Here is a 24,496-nt window from a genome sequence, read left to right as displayed (position 1 = left end):
ATGATCTTTTCGGAAAACCGCTACGCACTTTTCCGGATCATGCTTTAGCGCAGGACGGCGGAATCCAATGATCCACGCCACTTGCCATACCGCCGACAATGTCCGCTGCATCGAGTTCGATGCCACGCCGTGGTTCAGCGAGGCTGATCCTCCGAGCATCGTCGATTTGGCCCAACGAGGATGGACCAGCACGGCGATTGCAGAGTCCCTCGAGCACCGACGGGGATACGAAGGCCTGCACGACCTCGTCGAATATGCGGTGAAGCGACTGCAATCGGAATCCCTGGAGGACCCGACCTGGGAAACCTTCGAGTGCGTCGTCGATGGACCCGAGGCCGTTGCCTGGCTCAAACAGAACCGGCCCAACGTCGCCGCAAGGATCCCGTAAGCCACGGGAAGCGCAGCAAAGGCCACCATTGATTGGCGGCATCGCAAGCGAAGCGGAAATGGCGCGCCACGGCCGATGAAGATGCGCACTATTACTTCGCCGTAGCGCTGTGATGCGATGGCCGACTACTCGCTCCAGCCGCGACGGCCTACGATCCTTCCGCTGCTCGTCATCGCCGGCTGTCTCCCCTGTTTCGCAGGGTGGTCCGGTTAGGTTACCCCTCGACAGCGGCCTTCTTGGTCAATCCCAGGATCGACTGCCTGCGCTATCCGGTGGAACCGGAGTCTAGAAGCTTCACAGTCGAAATCGGCCACTTGCCGTCGTGGCCACCGATCGAGATCCGGAGCCCGTGCACCTCGTCAAGGAAGACGTGATCAACCGTCCCCGCCTTACCGTCGGTCAGGATAATACCCCTGCCGATTAGCTCTGCCTCAGCAGCATGAAGTTCTCGAAGGATGCTCGTCGCTCGTTTGGTCCAGTCATCGGACATAGTCATGCCATACCCGGCCGGCGGGTTGGTGAAGACCAGTCAGAGCGGCGGATGCATTGAGGACATCGCCGCTTCGTGCAAGTCGACCAACCGTTCTTGTCGAGCTCACCCCTGAAACCTTCTGGCAGCCGCGGCATCTCGCCTTCGGCCACGACTTGCAGCGTGGGTTACTTCCGTGGGTGTAAATCGCCTTGAAGCCAGCGGCCAAGGGCCTTGGAATGCATTGCATCTTCATGCGCTGCGAAGATCGTAAGTTCGTGATTGCAAACAGCGCATCGAAACATGTGCAAGTCCACGCTTGGGCTTTCTGGCTCGATGCTGACGAGCATCATCTGGGCCTTGCACCTCGGACAGGCGGGGCGCACAAATGGAGCCGGTGGAACGGGTCGCGCCAATCTGGCGGCCCACCGTTGTTCGAACTTTCTTTCGAGGTCCGCAGGGATCGTGCTCATGATCCGAACTCCGGGGTTCGCGGTCCTGCCCCGGTGCTATCGACTTAACGCTCGCCGCGCCCCAAAGGTCCTAAACAATACCAGAGGGAACCATGCCCGCCGGCTGGCGTATTGGTGCCCAGGTACAGTGCGCAAAACTCGAAGAGCGTCGTCAGCATTTCCTGGTCAATAAAGCCCCGAACAGACCTCCTCGTCGACGATGAGGTCCCAGCGGTCGCCGCGCTTCCTGTAGACATGCGCGATGCCAAACATTCCCCTGACGACCGCGGGTCGGAGCCGCCATCGCCGCGATGCCACGTGTTGACGTCGCGCCCGACGATGACAATCGCCGTGTGGACCGCGGCATCGAATACCGGGAATGCATAGCCGAGGGTCAGGTGGACGGTCCGCTCTCCCGGCCGAAGGGTGGCGACCGCCGCGTCGCGACGTGCGCGACTTTCCTGTTTGCTGCAAAAGACTTCGCGTCGCGCGCCGTCCGGGTCAAGCGTAGCGATCGGCGGGGGCGGCGGCACGGGGGCAACGTCCTCGTGCGCCCTCAGGCGGAGGTATTTTCGTGCGAGGCCGACGGGAACCGCATATTCCATCCATGTATCGCCGTCGATGAGGCACGGACCGAGCGTCTTTTCGGCAGCAAGTTCGGCGACAAAGATCGCAAGCGCAGCAGCTAGGCGCGCCCGGCTGCCCGCAGCCTGCGCAAAGTTTGCACAGACGAACACGGTCAGAACGATGAGGCCGGCGCGCATGGTGGAGGGGAGGACAATCGAATGCGCCTATGGCGCATGTACGGAGAATGAAATGGCGCGCCATTCGGAATAAGACTGCGAACTCGTTTGTATTTGAAATTACATTATAGTTTCTGGATCTCTCACCACTGATAGCGAACGGCGCCCTTGCCGGCATAGCTGCGGGTGAGGTTGGAGAACTCGCCTTCGAAGGTTGCCGCCACCGACCAGCCGTTGATCCATTTCATTTCGGCGGAGGCGGTGGTGAGCGCGGAATTGGCGGCCTGGGCCGCGCCGTTGACGACGAAGCTCGCGCCGGGCAGCGTCTGGAAGGTGGCGCCGATGGCGCGGTCCGGATTGAAGTCGTGGGCCCATGCGGCCCGCCCCCGCAAGGTGAGGACGGCGTTCGGCATCGCGTAGGATTTATCGGCGCGCAGGCCGAGCTCGCCGCGGGTGTCGGTGACGCTCTGCGCGCCGTAGGCCAGCGCGAAGGTATTGGCGCCGGAGACGGCCCGTTCGGCGTAAGCGGGCAGATCGAAGGTCGTGAACTGCGCGGCAGCGTAAGGCGTGAGGCCGACGCCGCCGATCCACGGCGTCACGTAGCGGTAGCCGCCTTCGGCACGGCCGGAGAAGGCGTTGGCGTTGAACTGCGCGCGCAACCGGTCGACGCCGGCAATCGTCACCGTGCGATCGGTGGTGACATCCTGCCAGCCATAGGCCAGCGCGCCCGAGAGATAGGCCGCGCCGACCGTGTGGCGGACGAAGGCGCCGGCCTGGAACAGGTCGGAGCGGCCGCTGCCGCCACCCGTCACGCTGAAGCTGGTGCCGCCGCCGGCCAGCGCGAAGCCGGCGAGCGTCCGTGGCGAAACCCAGTAATCGGCGCCGGCGGCGGTCCCGACCAGACGGCTCGTGGTGGCGTTGGATCCCAGCGCATTGTTGCCATCCGTGCTCTGCGATCCACCAAAGCCCGCCGCCCAGACGTTCCAGCGCGGATCGTCATGGTTGGCGAGCGGCGCCTTGGTGAACATCGCATAGGCGTTCGCGACCGAATGCTCTTCGGCATAAGCAAGCGGAGGCGCGCCGACGGCGTCGCCGCGCCCGGCGACGAACGGATCGGTCATGATGCCCATGAACTGGTTCATCGCGCCGAACGTGGTCTGCTGCGAACCCGTTGCACCCTCGCCGGAGGCCTGCGTCAATTGTCCCGGCGTCAGCGCCGCGAACGTCATGGGGATGCCGCCGGTCGTGTTGAAGAAATTGGTCAGCGCGTTGCCGACCTTCGTCTGGTTGCCCTGGAGGCCCGACGGGATCGCGAAGCTCAACGCCAGGTTCAGAAAGACGTTGCCGGCGTCGTAACTCAACGTGGTGTGTAAGTTCGACGGCAGGTTGGTGTTGGCCACGGTGTTGAACGTGCCGCTGACGCTGCCGGCCGTCAAAATGGTGTATTGCCTGGCGACATAACTGCCCGGGGCGAATGCCGCATTGACCGTCGCGCCGCCCAGTGTCGCCGTGCCGGTGACGTTGGCGAAGCTCGCCGTCGCCGGATTGATCCGCACCAGGTATTGCGCGACAGACTGGAACGCGAGGTTGCCGACCATTGCCATGGACGAGCCCGGCGTGCCGTTGCCCGGCGCGAACGTCCCGGTGATCGTGCTGTTGGCGCCGGTAACGGTACCGGCGCCGCTCAAGGAACCGAACGTCCTATTGAAACCATTCAGATCCAGGAACGAGCCGGCGGCGATGGCGAACGTGCTGCTGGCCCCGAACGCATCCGCGGATCCAGCGCGCAACGTTCCGCTGTTGACCGTAGTGGCCCCGGTATAGGTGTTGACGCCCGATAGCGTCAGCGTGCCCGTGCCACTCTGCTGCAACGCGCCGGTGCCGGAGATCACGCCGCCGAAGCTCACAGCGTCCGACCGGTTGAAGGCGAGCGTGCCGTTGTCGGCGACATTCCCGACGATCGAACCGGTGGTGCCGCCATTGCCGATCTGCAGCGTGCCGGCCGAGACGGTCGTGCCCCCGGTGTAGGTGTTGATACCCGACAGGATCATGGTGCCGGTGCCGGCCTTCACCAGCGAGCCGCCAAGGCCGCCGTCGTTGATGACGCCGGTGACGTTGGTCGAGCGATTGTTGCCGCCGACCGTCAGTTCGTTTCGTCCGAGGCTGAAGGTGCCGCTGCCGTCGAGCGAGCCGGCGCTGAGCTTGTGATCGTTGTTGGGCCCGGTCGAGGCGGTGAAATCCACGCTGCCGGAAGCGGTATTGGTGATGGCAGCGTTGCCGGCCGTACTGTTGTCTAGGAACTGCACAGTGCCGCTATTGGTGATAACGGCGTTGCCGGCCGTACTGTTGTCCAGGAACTGCACAGTGCCGCTATTGGTGATAACGGCGTTGCCGGCCGTACTGTTGTCCAGGAACTGCACAGTGCCGCTATTGGTATTGGTGATAACAGCGCTGCCGGCGGTGGTTGAGGCCGCAAAAAACAGACTGGCGAAGCTGCCATTGGTAATGGTGGCGCTGCCGGCGGTGGTGGCGTCAAAAAAAATTAGGCCGCGGTTGTTGGTGATGGCGGCGTTGCCGGCTGTGCTGGTGTCAAAAAAATTCAGGGCGCTGTTATTGGTGATGGCGACACTGCCGGCGGTGGCGGTGTTGGTGAAACGCAGTTCGCCGGTATTGGTGATGGCGGCGCTGCCGCCCTGAATGTCTATGCCGGCGCCCTGGAAAAGGAGAAGATGGCCGGTGAAGAAGCGATAGTTCGACGCGCCCGCGTTGAACGTCCAGCCGCCAACCGAGGTGTCGGCCGAGAACGTCAGCAGGGTCCTGTTGGAGGCGCCGAAGACGGCGGTGCCGGTCGGCACCGTCGCGGGGACCCAGTTGGCGGCGGTGTTGAAGTCGCCGGTGGCCGGGTTGAGCAGCCAGGTCGCGTTCTGTGCACGCGCCGGCCCCGTGGCCGGCAGCATCACCGCCAGGGCCGTCGAGGCCAGCAAGGCGGCTCGCAACGCACTCTTTTTATGCTTTACAATCCGCGACATCACGCCCCTCGCACAGCCCCGCGCGCCGGGCAGCCGAAGATTCGAGGCTGCCGCGGCAGCCTCTACGTCTCATTCGGGCGGGGGGACGTCCAGACAAAGCGACGGGAACATTCTGAAATTTTTTGAAATCTGCCTTTCAGCGTTTCCGTTGGCGAGACGTTCGCGAGAGCGACGGAGGCTAACAAGCCCGGCACTCCAGGGAGACCACGTCAAAGCCGTAAACCATCCCGCAGGGAATGCCGGTCGTTCCGGCTGAACCTGTGGTGACTGCCACCTGCGCTTTCTTTGTTGCAAGCGGGCCATGGGTGCGGCCTGCACCCGGCATTCCCTGCGCCCTCCTCTTGGGGAAGGCGATGCAAGCAAGCGCAACTCGGGTAGATTCCCGTCGCGAGAACGCGACGTGCTGCGCCCGCTTAGGCTCTTTGACATTTGAATGGGACTATCAGCGGAAACGTTGCTGCCGCCGCGCAGGCGGTGAAATGGCGCGCCACGGCCGATGAAGATGGGCACTATTGCTTCGCCGTGGCGCTATGATGCAGCGACCGATCAAGCGCTCCGACCTCACAATCTGCGATGATCTCCGATCCTGCTCACAGGCGGCGGTCTTCCCGATCTCGCGGCTGGTCCGGTTACCCTTCGACAGCGGCCCTTACGATTGATCCCGGTAACGGCGTGATGGGCCAAGAGGCGACGGTATCGTCCGCAAGATATGCGATCAAAGGGATTTCCGTTTTGGTTGACCGTCCGACTTCATTCCATCACTGCATCGACGCCTTCTATTCGGCTAAGGAAACTATGCTACGAGCACTTTTCATCGCTTCGGCATTCGTGTGCGTGCTGTCTGGGTGCGTGCGTGATCCTGGTCCACAGCTTCAGCCGCTTCTTCCGCGACCAGTTCCAGCTTGAGTTTTACGTCCGCCGGCTGGCCAAGAACGGCGTCCGTCTGGTGTCGATCACCCAGGAGCTCGGCGATGATCCGATGAGCAACATGATCCGCCAGATCATGGCGCTGGTCGACGAATACCAGTCCAAGGAGAACGCCAAGCACACGCTGCGGGCGATGAAGGAGAATGCGCGGCAAGGCTTCTGGAATGGCGCGCTACCGCCGATCGGCTACCGCGTCGTGGAAGCCGCCGAACAGCGCGGCCACTGGCTCAGCGCGTCGAAGTGGACGCGAAAGAAGTTCGCATCATGGGGTCGAAAAGCGCGCTCCTACGCACGCTCGTCGCTGCTTCGAGCGCAAAAACGGCAAGTTTTGGAGTGCCCAGTGTTGTACCGAAATGGCGCGCCCGGAACGATTCGAACGTCCGACCCTCAGATTCGTAGTCTGATGCTCTATCCAGCTGAGCTACGGGCGCGTTTTTCGCTGATTGTGCGGGCTTTAGCCCACACGCAGCCTCCGGACAGCGCCGGAGGGGTGCGAAAGAGCGCTCTGACTAACCGCTCTTGTCCCGATTGGCAAGGTCCGGGATGGGGAGATTTTGCAGGGAGATGACGGTTTGGCCGTCATTCCGGGATGGCCCGAAGGGCCAGGCCCGGAATCCATAACCCCAGCTGGTGGTTATGGATTCCGGGCTCGCGACTTCGTCGCGCCCCGGAATGACGAGGAGAGAGCTGGGATTGCCCCCGGAATGACGTCGTTACTCGGCCTCCGGCCGACTACGCCCTCTGCCGCTCGTTGCGGATGGAGAGGAGTTCCACGGGGCGGTCGGGGATGACGATGCGGAAGGTGGCGCCGATGGTGCCTTCGACCAGATGGATCTCGCCGCCATGGGCGCGCACCAGCTCGGCGGCGATCGCAAGGCCGAGCCCGCTGCCGCCGGGGCGGCCGGAGGTCTGGAACGCCTCGAACAGGTGTTCCCTCGTCTTCTGCGGCACGCCGGGGCCGGTATCGGAGACCTCCAAAATCGCGACGGCGCCTTCGCGCTTTCCCGTGATCCGGATCTGCTGCGCGCCGCCATCGCCCGAGGAATGGCTTTCAAGCGCCTGGGCGGCGTTGCGGACGAGGTTGAGCAGCACGCGGAACAGCTGATCGGGATCGGCATCGATGGCGAGCCCGCGCTCGATCGCGGCGACCCAGGCGATCGAGGCATCGCTGGCAAGCCCCGCCGTTTCGCGCACCTCGAGCACGACAGGCTCGATCAGGATCATGCGGCGGTCGGGCGCGGCCTCCTGGGCGCGGCCGTAGGACAGCGTCGACTGGCAGAAGGCGATGGCCCGCTCGAGCGAGCGCACCAGTTTTGGCGCAAAGCGCTGCACCCGCGGATCGGGCACGCTGGCGAGCTGGTCGGACAGAAGCTGCGCCGAGGCGAGCAGATTGCGCAGATCGTGGTTGATCTTGGACACGGCAAGACCAAGCGCGGCGAGCCGGCTCTTCTGATTCAGCATCGACATCAGGTCGCGCTGCATGTCCGACAATTCGCGTTCGGCGACGCCGATCTCGTCGCTGCGCTGGCTCGGCACGATGATGCGCGCCGAGCTCTCCGGGTTCTCGTGGAAGCCGACCAGGCTCGCGGTCAGCCGCCGCATCGGCCGCACGAACAGATAATGGAGCGCGAGATAGACGAGGCCCGCGGTCAGGACGCCGATGATCAGCGCCACCACCACGACGTTGCGGGAGAAGCGGTACATCGACTGCCGCAGCGGCAATTCGTCGGTCACGATCTCGACGAACTGGGCATTGCCGACGCCGGGCCCGACGATGCGGATCGGCTGGTTGCCGGTCTCCAGCATCATCTGGAACGAGCCGGTGATCGCCTCCCACACGCTCATGTCGCGCAGGTCGACGTCATGCTCGATCGTGGTAGGCAGATTGTCGCTGGCGAGCAGACGGCGCTGCTGGCCCATCTTGATGGCGACGGCGCGGGCATTGATGCTCTTGAGGATCTCGCGCGACAGCGAATCGGGGACCATGCCGAGCGGGGCTGCATCCAGCACCAGCGCCGCCGTGTTGGCGGCCGCGACGCGGTCGTTGAGGCGGTTGACCCAGAAGTTGGCGATGGCGGGCACGTAGAGCAGGATGGCCGCGATCATCACCAGGGGCACGGTGAGCAGCAGCAGCTTGCCCGACAGCCCAAGCCCGTCAGGCCCCCGCGGCCGCGTCGCCGCCGGGTCCCGCTGATCCGCATCCTGGATCGGCTGGAGGTCTGTCGCTGCCACGAAATTCGTCCTCGCTGCCTTGCCGAGTGAACAACTTGCTTGGTGAACGATCTGGCTGAGGAAGGATGCGGTCCGCTCCCCGCCCGGTCAAATTACAGATCGCTAATCTGCCGAGGTGGGATGTAATCACGGACGCGGCGAGTCGCCACCTCAAGGGTTAAAAACCCCGCACAAACAGCGATATTCACCGGAACAGCGCGTTCTTGCGGCGTTGACGAAAACAAGACGCTCCCTTATAAGCCGCGCGAATTGTCCGCGATGACCCGGTGTGACGCCGGGAGCGGCTCTCTTGGGGCCGAAAAGGGCCCGTTTTGGGCCGCATCTTCCGGACTTTACCATCAATTCTACAGGCAAATTGCCCGGTCAGCGGAGAAAAACCCGTGAAGCGGACTTATCAACCCAGCAAACTGGTGCGCAAGCGCCGTCACGGTTTCCGTGCCCGTCTCGCCACTGCCGGCGGCCGCAAGGTCCTCGCCGCCCGCCGCGCCCGCGGCCGCAAGCGTCTGAGCGCCTGAGCCGGACCCCCATTTTTGGGATTTCATCATGGATCGGCTGAGGCAGCGGGCGGATTTCCTCGCCGTTGCCAATGGCGCGCGGGCGAATAGTCCCGCGTTCGTCCTGCAAAGCCGCCGCCGCGACGATTCTGGTCCGATCCGGATCGGCTTCACCGTTACAAAAAAGAACGGCAACGCCCCCGAGCGCAATCGCATCCGGCGCCGGCTTCGCGAATTGGTGAAGCGGCTCGATCCGGTGTCGATGCAGCCCCATCATGACTATGTACTGGTCGGCCGGAGGGACGCGCTCTCGCGCGACTTCGCCACCATGCTCGACGATCTGCGCATAGCGTTCACGAAGCCCGCGCGGCATACGGCCAAAGCACCCGCAAAGGGACGCGGCCAGAGGCCAGGCGCCACCGCGCCTGCCGGCCGCAAACCGGATTGATGACGAGACATTAGAGATGACCGACAATCGCAATACCATCCTCGCCGTCATTCTGTCGGGCCTCGTCCTGATCGCCTGGCAATATTTCTACAACGTGCCGCAGATGGAGAAGCAGCGCGCCCAGCAGCAGGCGCAGGCCGAGCTCCAGAAGAACACGCCGCAGCCGACCGCCACCGCAACGCCGGGCGCGACGCCGCAGGCCGGCAATGCGCCCGCGCCCGCCGCGGCGCCGGGCAACCAGCAGGCCCAGCCGGTCGTTGCCCGCAGCGCCGCGATCGAAGCCAGCCCGCGCGTGAAGATCGACACGCCGCGGCTTGCCGGCAGCGTCTCGCTGAAGGGCGGCCGCATCGACGACCTCGCGCTGGTGCAATACCGCGAGACGGTCGACCCGAAATCGCCACCGATCATCCTCTATTCGCCCTCGGGCACGGCTGAGCCCTATTACGCCGAGTTCGGCTGGGTGGCCGCCACGGGCGTGACCGCCAAGATGCCTGATGCCCAGACCATCTGGCAGCAGGACGGCAGCGGCAGCCTGACCCCGACGACGCCTGTGGTCTTGAAGTGGGACAACGGCGAAGGTCTCACCTTCCGCCGCACCATCTCGGTCGACGACCACTATCTCTTCTCCATCAAGGACGACGTGAGCAATGTCGGCAATGCGCCGGTCACGCTCTACCCTTACGCGCTGATCTCCCGCCACGGCACGCCGCAGGTCTCGGGCTACTACATCCTGCATGAGGGCCTGATAGGCTATCTCGGCGAGCACGGCCTGCAGGAATACGCCTACAAAAAGATCGACGAAGCCAAGACGGTCAACTTCAAGGCCACCAATGGCTGGCTCGGCATCACCGACAAGTACTGGGCCTCGGCGCTGCTGCCCGACACCAGCGCGCAACTTCAGGCGAAGTTCTCCTCGAACCTCACCGGCAACGTCCACACCTACCAGACCGACTATCTGCTCGATCCCGTCACCGTCGCGATCGGTGGCACGGCCACCGCGAACGCGCGGCTGTTCGCGGGTGCCAAGGAAGCCGGCGTCGTCGGCGTGTTCCCGTTCGCCGGCCTCGGCGGCTACAACAAGGAGCTCGGCCTCAACCATTTCGATCTGTTGATCGACTGGGGCTGGTTCTACTTCATCACCAAGCCGATGTTCCTCGGCCTCGACTTCTTCTACCGCTTCTTCGGCAATTTCGGCATCTCGATCCTGCTCGTGACCGTGATCGTGAAGCTGTTGTTCTTCCCGCTGGCGAACAAGTCCTACGCCTCGATGGCGAAGATGAAGTCGATCCAGCCGCAGCTTCAGGCGCTGAAGGAGCGCTATCCCGATGACAAGGTGAAGCAGCAGCAGGAGATGATGGAGATCTACCGCAAGGAGAAGATCAATCCGGTCGCCGGCTGTCTTCCCGTGGTGATCCAGATCCCGGTGTTCTTCTCGCTCTACAAGGTGCTGTTCGTCACTATCGAGATGCGGCACGCGCCGTTCTTCGGCTGGATCAAGGATCTCTCCGCGCCGGATCCGACCAACCTCTTCAACCTGTTCGGGCTGATCCCGGTCGATCCGACCACGATCCCGGTGTTCGGCCACTACCTCGCGCTCGGCATCTGGCCGATCATCATGGGCATCACGATGTGGTTCCAGATGAAGCTGAACCCGACGCCGCCGGATCCGACGCAGCAGATCATCTTCAACTGGATGCCGCTGATCTTCACCTTCATGCTGGCGGGCTTCCCGGCGGGTCTCGTCATCTACTGGGCCTGGAACAACTTGCTCTCGGTGCTGCAGCAGAGCTTCATCATGCGCCGCAACGGCGTGAAGGTGGAGTTATTCGACAATCTCAAGGCGACGTTCGCCAGGAAGGCGACGTAGCTTCACACGAAGCGTGCCCGGTCATGCGGGCACAATGCCTCCACATCGTCATGCCCGGGCTTGTCCCGGGCATCCACGTTTTGGAAGCTGGCTCCGTGAAGACGTGGATGGCCGGGACATTTGGTTGGGAAAGACGCGCTTCGCGCTTTTGCCCGGCCATGACGAGAGGATAGACCCTTCTCATGGACGAGAAGAGAGACGAGCGACTGATCGAAGCCGGACGAAAGCTGTTCGCGCGCGACTGGCAGTTCATCTGGGCCTCGCCGTCGATTCAAACGCTGCCGCCGATGGCGGGGCTGGAGATCGCCTTTGCCGGACGGTCCAATGTCGGCAAGTCCAGCCTGATCAACGCGCTCACCGGTCGCAATGCGCTGGCACGCACCTCGCATACGCCGGGCCGCACCCAGGAGTTGATCTTCTTCGAGGTCCCCGGGAAGAGCGACCTCCGCCTCGTTGACATGCCCGGCTACGGCTATGCCAAGGCGCCGAAGAGCCAGGTCGCGTCCTGGACCGAGCTGATCCACAAATTCCTGCTGGGCCGCGCCAGCCTCGCGCGCGTCTACGTGCTGATCGACGCGCGGCATGGGCTGAAGGACGTCGATCTCGAAGTCCTGAAGACGCTCGATCGCTCCGCGGTCAGCTACCAGATCGTGCTGACCAAGGCCGACCAGGTGAAGGCCTCCGAGCTGCAATCACGCATCGCCGAGACCGAGGCCGCATTGGCAAAGCATCCGGCCGCGTTCCCGAACGTGCTCGCGACCTCCTCGCGCAGCTCAACCGGCATGGCCGAGCTGCGCGCCGCGATGGCGAAGCTGCTGGAAGAGCGGGCGTCGTGATGCTGGCGCACCGCCTGCTGATTGGGCTTGCCGGTTTGATGGGCGCCGTCGGCGTCGCGCTGGCCGCCGCCTCCGCGCACGGCGCGGATGCGAGCCGGCTTGCCGCCGCCAGCGCCATGCTGCTGTTTCATGCGACTGCCATACTCGCGACCGCGGCCCTGCTCGCGCGCGGCCTTCTGCATGGCGGAATTGGGCTCATTGCCGCATTCGGTTTCGTGATCGGCGCGGCGCTGTTCGCGGGCGACCTCACCTTGCGGCAATATGCCGGGCACTCGCTGTTTCCCATGGCCGCACCGACCGGCGGGACGGTGATGATTTTGGGCTGGCTCGCGGTGACGCTGTCCGCGGTGGCGGCGAAGCGCAGTCCGTAGCCCGGATGGAGCGAAGCGCAATCCGGGGTTCTTACCGCAGACACCGGCCCCGGATTTCGCTTCGCTCCATCCGGGCTACGCTCGGCATGCCAGCCACACTTTGCGCCGCGCCCGCCAATCGGATAGAACGCGCACCGACAGTCCCGCCAGCGAGATCCGCCCCATGACCGACATCTCCCCGCTCGACCAGGCCCGCATCCTGTCCGAAGCGCTGCCGCACATGCAGCAGTATGACGAGGAAACCATCGTCATCAAATATGGCGGCCATGCCATGGGCGACGAGGAGACCGCGAAGAACTTTGCCCGCGATATCGTGCTGCTGGAGCAGACCGCGATCAATCCCGTGGTCGTGCATGGCGGCGGGCCCCAGATCGCGACCATGCTCAAGCGCCTCGGCATCGTCTCGGAATTCGCCGCTGGCCTGCGCATCACCGACAAGGCCACCATCGAGATCGTCGAGATGGTGCTGGCCGGCTCGGTCAACAAGCAGATCGTCGGCTACATCAACGAGGCCGGCGGCAAGGCCGTGGGGCTGTCGGGCAAGGACGGCAACATGGTGAAGGCGTCGAAGACGACGCGCACCATCATCGATCCGGACTCGCATATCGAGAAGGCGGTCGATCTCGGCTTCGTCGGCGACCCCGGGAAGGTCGACCTCACGCTGCTCAACCAGCTGATCGGCTACGAGTTGATCCCGGTGCTGGCGCCGCTCGCGACCTCGCAGGACGGCCAGACGCTGAACATCAACGCCGACACCTTTGCCGGTGCCGTCGCGGGCGCGCTCAAGGCAAAACGCTTGCTGCTGCTCACCGACGTGCCGGGCGTGCTCGACAAGTCGAAGAAGCTGATTCCGCAATTGTCGGTGAAGGACGCGCGCAAGCTGATCGCCGACGGCACCATTTCCGGCGGCATGATCCCGAAGGTCGAGACCTGCATCTACGCGCTCGAGCAGGGCGTCGAGGGCGTCGTCATCATCGACGGCAAGATGCAGCACGCCGTGCTGCTCGAGCTCTTCACCAACCAGGGCACCGGCACGCTGATCCACAAGTGAGGAACGCAAAGACGAGAGGCGCCGTGGTGGCCGGGCAAGAGCGCGAAGCGCGTCTTCGCGAAGATGTCCCGGCCATCCACGATCTTTCTCGCAGCGAAAACGTGGATGCCCGGGTCAAGCCCGGGCATGACGAGCGGAGAGTTCAGCGCCCCCGCCGCTCCGCCCTCACCCGCTTCCTGATGACGCTGCCTGCCGCAGCCATCTCGTTCTTCTTCTCCTCCGCGCCGGCCTTCGCCGATCTCAAGATCTGCAACCGCATGTCCTATGTCGTCGAGGCTGCGATCGGCATCGACGACAAGGCGGCGACCGCGACGCGCGGCTGGTTCAGGATCGATCCCGCCGCCTGCCGCGTGGTGGTCCAGGGCACGCTGACCGCCGACCGTATTCTGCTCAACGCGCGCGCGCTGGGCATCTATGGCGCCTCCCCGATCCCGCAGAACGGCAGCGACATGCTGTGCGTGGCGCAGGACAATTTCGTCATCGCCGCCGCGCGGCAGTGCCGCAGCGGCCAGACACAGGTCCCCTTCACACAAATCACGCCGACGCGTGGCGACGACGGCAATGCCGTCGCCTATCTCGCCGAGGATTCCGAATATGACGACGAGCAGGCGCGCCTCGCCGGCATCCAGCGCCTCCTCGTGATCATCGGCTACGACGTCGGCGCCATCGACGGCGTCGATGGACCGAAGACGCAAGGGGCGCTCGCCGCATTCCTGAAGAGCCGCGGCCTGCCGTCCGACACCATATCGTCGCCGAATTTCTTCAAGACCATGGTCGATGCGACGCAGACGCCGTCTTCGAGCGGCCTGACCTGGTGCAACGACACGCCGCACAAGGTGATGGCGGCGGTCGCCACCGACGACGGCAAGTCGGTGACGAGCCGCGGCTGGTATCGCATCGATCCCAAGACCTGCCTGCACCCCGACGTGACGGGTACGCCGAAGCAGATCTTCAGCTTCGCGGAGGCGATCGACGCGGACAACCGAATCATCAAGCTGAAGGACAAGCCGCTGAACTGGGGCGGCGACAAGCAGCTCTGCACGCGCGAGACCAAGTTCGAGACCGTTGAGCAGACCGATTGTGCCGCGCGCGGATTTGCGGCGACGGGCTTTGGTGCGGTGGATATGTCGAGTGGCGGCAAGACGCTGCGCTTTGCGATGCCGTGATGGGTGCTGTGATCGAGGATCAAGGCAGTGGGGCCACAAACTCCGCCGTCGTCCCCGCGAACGCGGGGACCCATAACCCCAGGGAGCAGTGTGGCGCACGATGGTAGTTGCCAGTCTTCGTCAAACCACTCCCTGGGGGTATGGGTCCCGGATCGGCGCTCACTTCGTTCGCTTGTCCGGGACGACAGCAGGAATGTGGCTACGCGTGTCCGGAACGACGAATTGAGAATGCCGATATGACATCTCCCCGCACCTTCACCCACGTCGACACCTGGGTGTTCGACCTCGACAACACGCTCTATCCGCATCACGTCAATCTTTGGCAGCAGGTCGATGCGCGGATCGGCGAGTTCGTGTGCAACTGGCTGAACGTCGGCGCGGAGGAATCGCGCAGGATCCAGAAGGATTATTATCGGCGCTTCGGCACCACGATGCGCGGCATGATGACCCTGCACGGCGTGCGCGCCGACGATTACCTCGCCTATGTGCACAAGATCGACCATTCGCCGCTGGAGCCGAACCCGCAGCTCGGCGAAGCCATCGCAAAGCTGCCGGGGCGAAAACTGATCCTGACCAACGGCTCGGTCGACCATGTCGATGCAGTGCTGGCACGGCTCGGCCTTGCCGGCCATTTCGACGGCGTGTTCGACATCATCGCGGCGGAGTTTGAACCGAAGCCGGCGCCGCAGACCTATCGGAAATTTCTTGCCGACCATGCGGTCGATCCGACCCGGGCGGCGATGTTCGAAGACCTCGCCCGCAACCTCACCGTCCCGCACGCGCTCGGCATGACCACGGTGCTGGTGGTGCCTGACGGCACCAAGGAGGTGGTGCGCGAGGATTGGGAGCTGGAAGGCCGGGACGCGGCCCATGTCGATCACGTCACGGATGATCTGACGGGGTTTTTGGCGCGGTTGTCGCAGTGAGACCGTAGCCCCACAATGAGGGGTCATACCCCGCGAAGGCGGGGTATCCAGTAATCGCCGCCGCCTCGTTTCATCATGACCGCCGCGGCGTACTGGATCACCCGCTTTCGCGGGTGATGACAGTGAGGCCAAGCTTGACTCCGCCCCCTCAAATCCCGAAAAAGCGCCCCAATCCCTCAAAATTCCCTGATCCGAAGAGGAAAGCCCGATGTCCCTGTCCGCCCTCGAATCCACCATCAACAGCGCTTTCGACGCGCGTGACGGCATCTCGACCTCGACCAAGGGCGAGGTCCGCGAGGCTGTGGACCAGGCGCTGGAGACGCTGGACAAGGGCGAGGCGCGGGTTGCCGAGCGCGGCGCTGACGGCAAGTGGAAGGTCAATCAGTGGCTGAAGAAGGCGGTGCTGCTCTCCTTCCGCCTCAACGACATGGACGTGATTCCCGGCGGTCCGGGCAAGGCCAGCTGGTGGGACAAGGTGCCCTCGAAGTTCGAAGGCTGGGGCCCGAACCGTTTTCGCGACGCGGGCTTTCGCGCAGTGCCCGGTGCGGTGGTGCGCCGCTCGGCCTTCATTGCCAAGAACGTCGTGCTGATGCCGTCCTTCGTCAATCTCGGTGCCTATGTCGATGAGAGCACCATGGTGGACACCTGGGCCACGGTCGGCTCCTGCGCGCAGATCGGCAAGCGCGTGCACATCTCCGGCGGCGCCGGCATCGGCGGCGTGCTCGAGCCGCTGCAGGCGGAGCCCGTCATCATCGAGGACGACTGCTTCATCGGCGCGCGCTCGGAAGTCGCCGAAGGCGTGATCGTGCGCAAAGGCGCGGTGCTGGCGATGGGCGTGTTCCTGGGCGCTTCGACCAAGATCGTCGACCGCGAGACCGGCGAGGTCTTCATGGGCGAGGTGCCGGAGTATTCGGTGGTGGTGCCCGGCGCGCTGCCCGGCAAGCCGATGAAGAACGGCCAGATCGGCCCGAGCACCGCCTGCGCCGTGATCGTCAAGCGCGTCGACGAGCGCACGCGTTCGAAGACCAGCATCAACGAGCTGCTGCGGGATTGATCTCTCTCCACCCCCTCTCCCCGTTCTTACGGGGCCGCGACGAGCTTCGCTCGCGCTGAGAGGGTGGGGGTGTGGGGCCTCTCTCCACGGATGAGATGGCCGCGAGACCTGTACCCCCTCACCCGGATTGCTTCGGACGATGCTTCGCATCGCCGTCCGCGGCGGCCCCTTCATCGAACCCTCCCTCCCTCCATCGCGACCAATCACCGGGCGGCCATTCCCGCCCGGAGCCTCTCGCATGGACTGGACCTGGTACTTCTTTCGCTTCGACGGCCGCATCAACCGTGCCCTGCTGTGGCAGGCGCTGCTGATCGTCGTGCTGCTGACGAGCTTGCTGGACGTCGTCGGTCAAGTCATCCGATCGCTCGAAGCGGGCACATCGATCGCCCTCAAGCTCGGCTTGGATATCAATTTCGACTTCAGCACCGACGGCCTGTTCAAGGCGATCGACCCGCGCGCCTACCGCTTGCTGCCAACCGCCGACCGTCCGACCCTGATCCTGAAGGTGCTCGGCACCTCGCTGTTTTTCTGGATCCTCCTCGCGACCACGATCAAGCGGCTGCACGATCGCGATCGGAGCGGCTGGTGGCTCGTGCCCCTCTTCTTCGTTCCCCGGCTGCTGCTTCATTTCAACGAGCTGCTGCCCGACAGCTCCTGGTTCGTTCCGTTCGACCTGGCCATCGATGCGCTGTGGTTGTGGGGGTTCGTCGAATTGTTCATCGCGCCCGGCACGTCCGGCGACAACCGGTTTGGTCCGGATCCACTCGCCAAGGACGAGGACCGTCCTGCCGCGCCACCTGCACAAAGCTGGGACCAGCAGCGCGAGATCGATTTTGTCCCGCCCAGCGCTAGCCCACCCGGCGGCATGCATGTTAAGCGGAGCGCATGACCGATGCTCTCTCGATTGCCCGCGATCTCATCCGCTGCCCCTCGGTAACCCCTGAAGATGCCGGTGCGCTGGGGGTGCTTGAAAAGGCCCTCGCCGCCGCCGGCTTTACTTGCCACCGCGTGACCTTCAGCGAAGAAGGCACCCCCGATGTCGACAATCTCTATGCGCGGATCGGCACCGAAGGACCGCACATCACCTTCGCCGGCCACACCGACGTGGTGCCGCCGGGCGACGAGAGCGCCTGGAGCGTCGGCGCGTTCTCCGGCGAGGTGAAGGACGGTTTTCTGCACGGCCGCGGCGCGGTGGACATGAAGGGCGGCATCGCCTGCTCGGTCGCAGCCGTGCTGGAGCATCTCGCCGCCAATGCCGGCAAGCCGCGCGCCGACGGGACGGGCTCGATCTCGTTCCTGATCACGGGCGACGAGGAAGACGTCTCGATCAACGGCACCATCAAGCTGCTCAAATGGGCTGCCGAGCGCGGCGAGAAGTTCGATCATTGCGTGCTCGGCGAGCCCTCCAACGTCGAGACCCTCGGCGACACCATCAAGGTCGGCCGCCGCGGCTCGCAATCCGGCACGCTTTATGTCGACGGCGTGCAGGGCCATGTCGCCTATCCGCACCGCGCCTCCAATCCGGTGCCGGATATCTCAAGGTTGATCGTGGCGATCTCCGACGAGCCGCTCGACCATGGCAGCGCGCAATTCCAGGCCTCCAATCTCGAATTCACTTCAGTGGACGTCGGCAACAAGGCTTCCAACGTCATCCCCGGCGAGGCCCGCGCAAAATTCAACATCCGCTACAACGACAACCACACCCAGGCGAGCCTGCGCGAGCTGGTCGAGACGCGCCTCGCAAAGGCCTGCGGCAACCGCATCAAGGCCCGCATCGTCTGGGAGCCCTCGAACTCCAACGTGTTCGTCACCAAACCCGGCCCGTTCACCGATCTCGCGGTCTCCGCGATCGAGGAGGTGACGGGACGCAAGCCGGAGCTGTCGACGAGCGGTGGGACTTCGGATGCACGCTTCATCTCGAGCTACTGCCCGGTGATCGAGTTCGGCCTGGTCGGCCAGACCATGCACCAGGTCGACGAGCGCGTGCCGGTGACGGATCTGGAGAAGCTGACGCGGGTGTATCGCGGGATTTTGCAAAGGTATTTTGGGTAGGAGCTGCCGTCTTCCGCTCCGTCGTCGCCCCTACTCCGCTGTCATCGCCCGCGAAGGCGGGCGATCCAGTATTCCAGAGACGGTAGTGATTGAGCCGAGAGGCCGCGGCGTACTGGATGCCCCGCCTTCGCGGGGCATGACACCGATAATGAGGCGAGAGCTCCCGCCTCGCTAATAATCCACCTTCATCAAATACAGCCCCTCCGGCGGGGCGACGATGCCGCAGGCGGCGCGGTTGCGGGCTTCCAGCGCCGCGGAGAGATCGTCCGCGGTCCAGCGTCCTTCGCCGACCCAGACCAGCGAGCCCACCATCGAGCGGACCTGGCTATGCAGGAACGAGCGTGCCGACGTCACGATGGTGATCTCGCGGCCGTCGCGCAGCACGTCGAGTTGGTCGAGCGTCTTCTCCGGCGACTTGGCCTGGCACTCGGTATCGCGAAAGGTAGTGAAATCGTGCTTGCCGAGCAGGCGCTTTGCTGCCGCATGCATCGCATCGGCATCGAGTTTCCGCGGCACGCGCCAGGCGTGACCGACATCGAGCGCGAGATTGGCGCGGGTGTTGATGACGCGATAGCGGTAGTGGCGCTTCACCGCCGAGAAGCGCGCCTCGAATGCATCAGGGACGATCTCGGCCTCGAGCACCGCAATCGGATGCGGGCGCAGATGCGCATTGAGCCCGTCGCGAAAACGGCCCGGCGGAAACTGCTTCTCGACATCGACATGCGCGACCTGGCCGCGCGCATGCACGCCGGCATCGGTGCGGCCGGCGCCATGCACGCGCAGATCCGCGCCGGTCATCGCCTTCACGGCCGCTTCCAGCGCGCCCTGCACCGACGGCAGCGTCTCCTGGATCTGCCAGCCGAAGAACGGCGCGCCGTCATATTCGATGGTGAGCTTGTAGCGGGGCATCAGGAAAGCCGCATCGGCGGCTTCACAGGCACGCCGCGCAGGAAGTCCGCCGCCTGCATCCGGCCTTTGCCCTCGCGCTGCAGCTCGAGGATGCGGATGGCGCCGTCGCCGCAGGCGATGGTGAGATGATCATCGAGCACCGCACCCGGATCGCCCGCGCCCTTCGCCAGCTCGCAGCGCAGAATTTTGACGCGCGCATTCTCAAGCTCCGCCCATGCGCCGGGGAACGGCGACAGGCCGTGGATGTGGCGGAGCACCGCGCGCGCCGGCTTCGTCCAGTCGATCCGCGCCTCGGCCTTGTCGATCTTGGCCGCATAGGTGACGCCGTCCTCGCTCTGCTTTTTGAGCTGCAGCCCGCCGCGGTCGAGCGCGGCCATCGCGCGCACCATCAGATCGGCACCGAGACGGGAGAGACGATCATGCAGATCGACCGCGGTCATATTGTCCCTGATCGCAATCCTCTCGGCCATGGCGACGTCGCCGGTGTCGAGACCGACATCCATCTTCATCACCATCACGCCGCTCTCGGCATCGCCTGCCATGATCGCGCGGTTGATCGGAGCAGCGCCGCGCCAGCGCGGCAGCAGCGAAGCGTGCAGATTGTAGCAGCCGAGCTTCGGCGCATCGAGGATCGCCTGCGGCAGGATCATGCCGTAGGCGACGACCACGGCCGCATCGGCGTCGAAGGCGCGGAATTCTTCCAGCGCTTCCGGTGTCTTCAGCGTCTTCGGCGTCAGCACGGGCACGCCCAGCTTTCGCGCGGCTTCTTCAACTGGAGTCGGCTGCAATTGCAGGCCGCGACGCCCGCCGGGTTTCGGCGCACGGGTGCAAACGGCCACGATCTCGTGGCCGTGCGCGACCAGCTCGAGCAGCGTCGGCACGGAGAAATCGGGCGTGCCCATGAAGATCAGACGGAGGGGCATCAACAGAACTCGCTGCGTTCCCTCCCCCCTTGCGGGGGAGGGCTAGGGAGAGGGGTGCCACACGACGCGCTCTCTCTGCTTGAGCGCGGATTGGTTCTCGTCCCCGTTAGAACTTTTGCTGGGCTACCCCTCTCCCCCGCCCTCCCCCGCAAGGGGGGAGGGAGCGCACCGAGGGTGGGGCGGCTCCGATGACTCACTCCCCCGCGCGCTTGGCGGCTTTCTCGAATTTCTTGATGACGCGGTCGCGCTTGAGCTTCGACAAATAGTCGACGAACAGCACGCCGTTGAGATGATCGATCTCATGCTGGATGCAGGTGGCGTAGAGGCCTTCGGCATCCTCTTCGTGCAGCTTGCCGTCGAGATCGGTGAAACGCACCCGCACCTTCGCAGGGCGCTCGACCTCCTCGTAATATTCGGGAATCGAGAGGCAGCCTTCCTCGTAAATGGACAGCTCCTCGGACGAGGCGATGATCTCGGGGTTGATGAACACGCGCGGCTCCGGCTTGGTCTCGCCGTCCGGGTTGGGCTTGGCGAGGTCCATGGTGATCAGCCGCAGCGGCTGCGCGACCTGGATCGCCGCAAGCCCGATGCCGGGCGCGTCGTACATGGTCTCGAACATGTCGTCGGCAAGCTTGCGGATCTCCGGCGTGACCTTCTCGATCGGCTTGGAGACCAGGCGCAGCTGCTTGTCGGGCAGAATGATGATTTCTCGTAGAGCCATGGCGGCGATTTAAGCCGCGCGCCGGATGCGGTCAATGCGGCCAGGAACCCGGTTCACGCTCCGCTCACGATAAAGCTTCAGGTTTCGTTAACCATAAAACTTAAGGGTTTCTTTACCGAAAACGTTCCCCCTTCGTTCGCGACCGGACGCGAATCGGATAGAAGGGCTGGCATGAACGAGATCATTTTCATGGCCGGCGACTGGCCGGTGCGCACCATCGATGCGCTGATCGGCTTCGGCGCGCTGGTCCTCATCCTGCTGGTTGTGATTGCGGTCGTGATCGCGCGCTCGGGACGGCGCGGCGCGGAACTCGCGATGGCCCACGCGATCCGGGCCGACGAGCTCGAGGAGCGCCTCGCCCAGGTGCTGCACGCCCAAGCTGAAGCCTCCGGCCGGGTCGATGCCATGACCCAGGCGCTGGCCGGCCGCCAGGCCGAGATGGCGCGGGCGGTCAACGAGCGGCTGGATTCGGTGACCCACCGCGTCGGCCAGTCCATGGAACATTCGACCCGCAACACCATGGAGAGCCTGCGCGCGCTGCACGAGCGGCTCGGCATCATCGACAACGCGCACAAGAACCTCACCGACCTCACCACGCAGGTGACGACCTTGCGCGATGTCCTCGCCAACAAGCAGTCGCGCGGCGCCTTCGGCCAGGCGCGGATGGAGGCGATCGTCCAGGACGGCCTTCCCAAAGGCTCCTACGAGTTCCAGTTCACGCTCTCGACCGGCAAGCGGCCCGACTGTGTCGTGTTCCTGCCCGACCAGCGTCCGCTCTGCATCGATGCCAAATTTCCGCTGGAAGCGATGACGGCGCTGCACGACGCCCGCACCGACGAGGAGCGGCGCGTCGCCACGCAGCGGCTGCGCGGCGACGTGATGAAGCATGTCAGCGACATCGCCGAAAAATATCTCGTCGCCGGCGAGACCCAGGAGATGGCGTTGATGTTCGTGCCGTCGGAATCGGTCTATGCGGAAATCCATGACGGTTTCGACGACGTGATCCAGAAGGCCTATCGCGCCCGCGTAGTGCTGGTGTCGCCCTCGCTCCTGATGCTGGCGATCCAGGTGATGCAGCAGATCATGAAGGACGCGCGCATGCGCGATGCCGCCGACCAGATCCGCACCGAGGTGATCAAGCTCGGCGACGATCTGGGACGTCTCAGGGATCGCGTGCTGAAGCTGCAAAAGCATTTTGCCGACGTGAACGAGGACGTCCGCCAAGTGCTGATTTCCGCCGACAAGATCGAGAAACGTGCCGGGCGGATCGAGGAGCTCGATTTCAGCAAGAGCGATGCGCCGGAAGGCCCGCGGCTGGTGGCGACGGGCGCGGGCGAGCTGTTTCCGCGGAAGCTCCAGGCGGGGGAGTGATTCTAGGACAATGTCATGCCCCGCGAAGGCGGGGCATCCAGTACGCTGTGACAGTCGTTTTTGAACCGAGGTGCTGGTGAGTACTGGATCGTCCGCCTTCGCGGACGATGACACCGTTGAGGTGGTCACATGGGGGCACGCCACTACTACGTTTACATTCTCGCCTCCAAGATCGGCGGCACGCTCTATATTGGCATGACGAACGACCTCATCCGTCGCGTCGCTCAGCACAAGTCCAAGCTGATCGAGAGCTTCACCGAGAAGTATGATGTCGCTCGGCTCGTCTACTTCGAGCAGTTCGACGACCCCGAGAACGTGATCAAACGCGAGAAGCGGCTGAAGGGAACAGGGCCTGGAAGGTCCGATTGATCGAGCAACACAATCCGAATTGGGATGACCTGTATCACGAGAGCGCCGGGCCGCCATAAAGCTGCCATGCCCCGCCGCGCTGTCATACCCCGCGAAGGCGGGGTATCCAGTACGCCGCGGCAGTTGTGGTTGAACCGAGATGCCGGTGGTTACTAGATCGTCCGCCTTCGCGGACGATGACACCGAGAGGGCGACGACACCTCCTTTGCCGCTGGCAGCGACGACAGCTCCCTTGTGGCCCCCAGAATCTGCTAACACCACCCGATGACCGCACCCGAGGTGACCTCCCCCGCCGCTAGCCCCGCCCCCGCGACCTCCTGGCGCGAGAGCCTGGCCGTGTACCTGCAACCGCGGGTGCTGATCGTGCTGTTCCTCGGCTTCTCCTCCGGGCTGCCGCTGGCATTGTCGGGGTCGACGCTGCTGGTGTGGATGCGCGAGGCCGGGGTCGATCTCAAGACCATCGGACTGTTTGCGCTGGTCGGCACGCCCTACACGCTGAAATTCCTGTGGGCGCCGCTGGTGGATGCGCTCCACGTGCCGCTGTTCACCCGCACGTTCGGACGGCGGCGCGGCTGGCTGGTGTTCTCGCAATTGCTGCTGATCATCGCGATCCTGTTGCTGGCGATGACCGATCCAGCGCGCTCGCCGTTCTACGTCGCGCTCGGCGCGCTGCTGGTGGCGACGACATCGTCGACCCAGGACATCGTGGTCGACGCGTTCCGGGTCGAGAGCCTGCCCGAGAGCGGGCAGGCCGCCGGCATGGCGGCTTACGTCGCGGCCTATCGCATCGGCATGCTGGTCTCGACCGCGGGCGCGCTGTTCATCGTCTCGGGCTTCGAGGACACCGGCATTGCGCGCAGCTCGGCCTGGATGTGGGGCTATGTGGTGATGGCGGCGATGGTGCTGATCGGAACGATCACGGCGCTGGCCGCGACCGAGCCTGAGCAATCGGTGCGGGCGGAAGCCGCGACACAGGCCGAGACCGCGTTCACGCGCGTGCTGCATGCGGCGATCGGCGCCTTCTCGGAGTTCCTGTCGCGCAAGGATGCTCTTGCCGCGCTCGCCTTCGTCGTGCTGTTCAAGTTCACCGACGCGTTCTCCGGCACGATGACGGCGCCGTTCGTGATCGACCTCGGCTTCACCCGCAACGACTATGCGGCGATCGTGAAGGGCGTCGGCCTCGCCGCGACGCTGATTGGCGGCTTCGCCGGCGGTTTTGTGGCGCGGCGGTATTCGCTGGCGACATCGCTCTGGATCGGGGGCGTGGTGCAGGCGCTGGCGAACCTGTCCTTCTCATGGCTTGCGGTGGTCGGTACCAACCAATGGGCGCTGGCGCTCGCCATCTGCGCCGAGAACTTCACCAGCGCCATCGGCACCGTGATCTTCGTCGCCTATCTCTCGGCGCTGTGCCAGAATCCGCTGCACACAGCGACCCAATACGCGCTGCTCACCGCGCTCGCGGCGGTGGGACGGACGTATCTGTCGTCCGGTGCCGGCTTCGTGGCGGAGACGACCGGCTGGGCGCTGTTCTTCGTGATCTGCGTGCTGGTGGCGATCCCGAGCCTGATGCTGCTGGCCTGGCTGCAGAAGCGCGGGCATTTCGATGCGCTGGGGCCGGTGAGGGTTTGACGCTATGCGCGCCCCACCCCCGCTGCCGTAGGGTGGGCAAAGCGAAGCGTGCCCACCATCACGCCATGA

21 protein-coding genes, 1 tRNA gene and 2 pseudogenes are annotated in these 24,496 nt (G+C 64.5%); 16 read left to right on the top strand and 8 right to left on the bottom strand.

Translation table 11 applies throughout. The features are described from left to right. Positions 1 to 67: 67 nt before the first annotated feature. Positions 68 to 388 (top strand): hypothetical protein, encoded by a 321-nt coding sequence (locus tag QA642_RS03875; protein ID WP_283083463.1) that lies wholly within the window; start codon positions 68 to 70, stop codon positions 386 to 388. A 265-nt stretch (positions 389 to 653) separates the two neighbouring features. Here QA642_RS03875 and QA642_RS03870 read toward each other — a convergent pair whose 3' ends face one another. The 3 genes from QA642_RS03870 to QA642_RS03860 form a co-directional block, all read right to left on the bottom strand. After that, a complete protein-coding gene (locus tag QA642_RS03870) occupies positions 654 to 884 on the bottom strand; it encodes a PRC-barrel domain containing protein (RefSeq protein WP_283083462.1) in 231 nt (76 codons plus the stop codon). Positions 885 to 1,374: 490 nt separating this feature from the next. Continuing rightward, positions 1,375 to 2,073, bottom strand: coding sequence for a hypothetical protein (locus QA642_RS03865; RefSeq protein WP_283083461.1), 699 nt, complete (start codon positions 2,071 to 2,073; stop codon positions 1,375 to 1,377). 122 nt (positions 2,074 to 2,195) lie between these two features. Next, entirely contained in the window at positions 2,196 to 5,036 is a 2,841-nt protein-coding gene (locus QA642_RS03860; RefSeq protein ID WP_283083460.1) for an autotransporter domain-containing protein, read from the bottom strand. A gap of 898 nt (positions 5,037 to 5,934) precedes the next feature. Here QA642_RS03860 and QA642_RS03855 point away from each other — a divergent pair. Further along, positions 5,935 to 6,228: pseudogene (locus QA642_RS03855) on the top strand (recombinase family protein); the annotation flags it as partial. Between the two features lie 134 nt (positions 6,229 to 6,362). On the opposite strand, the gene QA642_RS03850 reads toward QA642_RS03855, so the two are convergent. Together QA642_RS03850 and QA642_RS03845 are read right to left on the bottom strand one after the other, a co-directional pair. Further along, positions 6,363 to 6,439, bottom strand: a tRNA-Arg gene (locus tag QA642_RS03850). A gap of 301 nt (positions 6,440 to 6,740) precedes the next feature. Next, positions 6,741 to 8,240, bottom strand: a complete 1,500-nt coding sequence (locus QA642_RS03845) for a HAMP domain-containing sensor histidine kinase (protein ID WP_283083459.1) — start codon at positions 8,238 to 8,240, stop codon at positions 6,741 to 6,743. 380 nt (positions 8,241 to 8,620) lie between these two features. On the opposite strand from QA642_RS03845, the gene rpmH reads away from it, so the two are divergent. From rpmH to dapE, 11 genes are all read left to right on the top strand, one after another. Then, positions 8,621 to 8,755, top strand: coding sequence for a 50S ribosomal protein L34 (rpmH, locus tag QA642_RS03840; RefSeq protein ID WP_008542748.1), 135 nt, complete (start codon positions 8,621 to 8,623; stop codon positions 8,753 to 8,755). 28 nt (positions 8,756 to 8,783) lie between these two features. Continuing rightward, positions 8,784 to 9,182, top strand: a complete 399-nt coding sequence (gene rnpA, locus QA642_RS03835; protein WP_283083458.1) for a ribonuclease P protein component — start codon at positions 8,784 to 8,786, stop codon at positions 9,180 to 9,182. 16 nt (positions 9,183 to 9,198) lie between these two features. Further along, positions 9,199 to 11,049 (top strand): membrane protein insertase YidC, encoded by a 1,851-nt coding sequence (gene yidC / locus QA642_RS03830; RefSeq protein WP_283083457.1) that lies wholly within the window; start codon positions 9,199 to 9,201, stop codon positions 11,047 to 11,049. A gap of 182 nt (positions 11,050 to 11,231) precedes the next feature. Continuing rightward, the gene (gene yihA, locus QA642_RS03825) at positions 11,232 to 11,885 is read left to right on the top strand and encodes a ribosome biogenesis GTP-binding protein YihA/YsxC (protein WP_283083456.1); all 654 of its coding nucleotides are present in this window, start codon (positions 11,232 to 11,234) and stop codon (positions 11,883 to 11,885) included. Next, a complete protein-coding gene (locus QA642_RS03820) occupies positions 11,885 to 12,256 on the top strand; it encodes a DUF423 domain-containing protein (RefSeq protein WP_283086795.1) in 372 nt (123 codons plus the stop codon). Before yihA ends, QA642_RS03820 begins: the two co-directional genes overlap by 1 nt. A 163-nt stretch (positions 12,257 to 12,419) precedes the next feature. Continuing rightward, positions 12,420 to 13,307 (top strand): acetylglutamate kinase, encoded by an 888-nt coding sequence (gene argB / locus QA642_RS03815; protein ID WP_283083455.1) that lies wholly within the window; start codon positions 12,420 to 12,422, stop codon positions 13,305 to 13,307. A gap of 179 nt (positions 13,308 to 13,486) precedes the next feature. Continuing rightward, entirely contained in the window at positions 13,487 to 14,473 is a 987-nt protein-coding gene (locus tag QA642_RS03810) for a DUF1036 domain-containing protein (protein WP_283086794.1), read from the top strand. A 236-nt stretch (positions 14,474 to 14,709) separates the two neighbouring features. Next, entirely contained in the window at positions 14,710 to 15,399 is a 690-nt protein-coding gene (locus QA642_RS03805; protein WP_283083454.1) for a pyrimidine 5'-nucleotidase, read from the top strand. Positions 15,400 to 15,607: 208 nt separating this feature from the next. Beyond that, positions 15,608 to 16,453, top strand: a complete 846-nt coding sequence (gene dapD, locus QA642_RS03800) for a 2,3,4,5-tetrahydropyridine-2,6-dicarboxylate N-succinyltransferase (RefSeq protein WP_027561552.1) — start codon at positions 15,608 to 15,610, stop codon at positions 16,451 to 16,453. Positions 16,454 to 16,691: 238 nt separating this feature from the next. After that, complete coding sequence (locus QA642_RS03795) at positions 16,692 to 17,342, top strand: DUF805 domain-containing protein (protein WP_283083453.1); 651 nt, start codon at positions 16,692 to 16,694, stop codon at positions 17,340 to 17,342. Beyond that, entirely contained in the window at positions 17,339 to 18,505 is a 1,167-nt protein-coding gene (dapE, locus tag QA642_RS03790; RefSeq protein WP_283083452.1) for a succinyl-diaminopimelate desuccinylase, read from the top strand. Before QA642_RS03795 ends, dapE begins: the two co-directional genes overlap by 4 nt. A gap of 171 nt (positions 18,506 to 18,676) precedes the next feature. Here dapE and truA read toward each other — a convergent pair whose 3' ends face one another. From truA to def, 3 genes are all read right to left on the bottom strand, one after another. Continuing rightward, positions 18,677 to 19,414 (bottom strand): tRNA pseudouridine(38-40) synthase TruA, encoded by a 738-nt coding sequence (gene truA / locus QA642_RS03785; RefSeq protein WP_283083451.1) that lies wholly within the window; start codon positions 19,412 to 19,414, stop codon positions 18,677 to 18,679. Further along, entirely contained in the window at positions 19,414 to 20,337 is a 924-nt protein-coding gene (fmt, locus tag QA642_RS03780) for a methionyl-tRNA formyltransferase (protein WP_283083450.1), read from the bottom strand. Before fmt ends, truA begins: the two co-directional genes overlap by 1 nt. A gap of 193 nt (positions 20,338 to 20,530) precedes the next feature. Next, entirely contained in the window at positions 20,531 to 21,058 is a 528-nt protein-coding gene (def, locus tag QA642_RS03775; RefSeq protein ID WP_283083449.1) for a peptide deformylase, read from the bottom strand. A gap of 171 nt (positions 21,059 to 21,229) precedes the next feature. Between def and rmuC the strand changes: the two genes are divergently transcribed. The 3 genes and pseudogenes from rmuC to QA642_RS03760 all read left to right on the top strand — a co-directional run bounded on the left by rmuC (position 21,230) and on the right by QA642_RS03760 (position 24,427). Continuing rightward, on the top strand, positions 21,230 to 22,429 hold the full coding sequence (rmuC, locus tag QA642_RS03770; protein ID WP_283083448.1) for a DNA recombination protein RmuC: 1,200 nt from the start codon (positions 21,230 to 21,232) through the stop codon (positions 22,427 to 22,429). A 129-nt stretch (positions 22,430 to 22,558) separates the two neighbouring features. Then, positions 22,559 to 22,857: pseudogene (locus QA642_RS03765) on the top strand (GIY-YIG nuclease family protein). 205 nt (positions 22,858 to 23,062) lie between these two features. Next, positions 23,063 to 24,427 (top strand): MFS transporter, encoded by a 1,365-nt coding sequence (locus QA642_RS03760; protein ID WP_283083447.1) that lies wholly within the window; start codon positions 23,063 to 23,065, stop codon positions 24,425 to 24,427. Positions 24,428 to 24,496 lie beyond the last annotated feature (69 nt).

Origin of the sequence: Bradyrhizobium sp. CB2312 (genome assembly GCF_029714425.1) — a bacterium.
Lineage (GTDB): Bacteria > Pseudomonadota > Alphaproteobacteria > Rhizobiales > Xanthobacteraceae > Bradyrhizobium.
This window is presented reverse-complemented; position numbering and strand designations above follow the sequence as displayed.

Coding starts and splice junctions, on each gene's coding strand:
- fmt (WP_283083450.1), bottom strand. CDS start 20,337: ATGCCCCTCCGTCTGATCTTCATGGGCACGCCCGATTTCTCCGTGCCG.
- def (WP_283083449.1), bottom strand. CDS start 21,058: ATGGCTCTACGAGAAATCATCATTCTGCCCGACAAGCAGCTGCGCCTG.
- QA642_RS03820 (WP_283086795.1), top strand. CDS start 11,885: ATGCTGGCGCACCGCCTGCTGATTGGGCTTGCCGGTTTGATGGGCGCC.
- QA642_RS03865 (WP_283083461.1), bottom strand. CDS start 2,073: ATGCGCGCCGGCCTCATCGTTCTGACCGTGTTCGTCTGTGCAAACTTT.
- dapE (WP_283083452.1), top strand. CDS start 17,339: ATGACCGATGCTCTCTCGATTGCCCGCGATCTCATCCGCTGCCCCTCG.
- QA642_RS03870 (WP_283083462.1), bottom strand. CDS start 884: ATGACTATGTCCGATGACTGGACCAAACGAGCGACGAGCATCCTTCGA.
- dapD (WP_027561552.1), top strand. CDS start 15,608: ATGTCCCTGTCCGCCCTCGAATCCACCATCAACAGCGCTTTCGACGCG.
- QA642_RS03760 (WP_283083447.1), top strand. CDS start 23,063: ATGACCGCACCCGAGGTGACCTCCCCCGCCGCTAGCCCCGCCCCCGCG.
- yidC (WP_283083457.1), top strand. CDS start 9,199: ATGACCGACAATCGCAATACCATCCTCGCCGTCATTCTGTCGGGCCTC.
- QA642_RS03810 (WP_283086794.1), top strand. CDS start 13,487: ATGACGCTGCCTGCCGCAGCCATCTCGTTCTTCTTCTCCTCCGCGCCG.
- truA (WP_283083451.1), bottom strand. CDS start 19,414: ATGCCCCGCTACAAGCTCACCATCGAATATGACGGCGCGCCGTTCTTC.
- QA642_RS03795 (WP_283083453.1), top strand. CDS start 16,692: ATGGACTGGACCTGGTACTTCTTTCGCTTCGACGGCCGCATCAACCGT.
- argB (WP_283083455.1), top strand. CDS start 12,420: ATGACCGACATCTCCCCGCTCGACCAGGCCCGCATCCTGTCCGAAGCG.
- rmuC (WP_283083448.1), top strand. CDS start 21,230: ATGAACGAGATCATTTTCATGGCCGGCGACTGGCCGGTGCGCACCATC.
- yihA (WP_283083456.1), top strand. CDS start 11,232: ATGGACGAGAAGAGAGACGAGCGACTGATCGAAGCCGGACGAAAGCTG.
- rnpA (WP_283083458.1), top strand. CDS start 8,784: ATGGATCGGCTGAGGCAGCGGGCGGATTTCCTCGCCGTTGCCAATGGC.
- QA642_RS03875 (WP_283083463.1), top strand. CDS start 68: ATGATCCACGCCACTTGCCATACCGCCGACAATGTCCGCTGCATCGAG.
- QA642_RS03805 (WP_283083454.1), top strand. CDS start 14,710: ATGACATCTCCCCGCACCTTCACCCACGTCGACACCTGGGTGTTCGAC.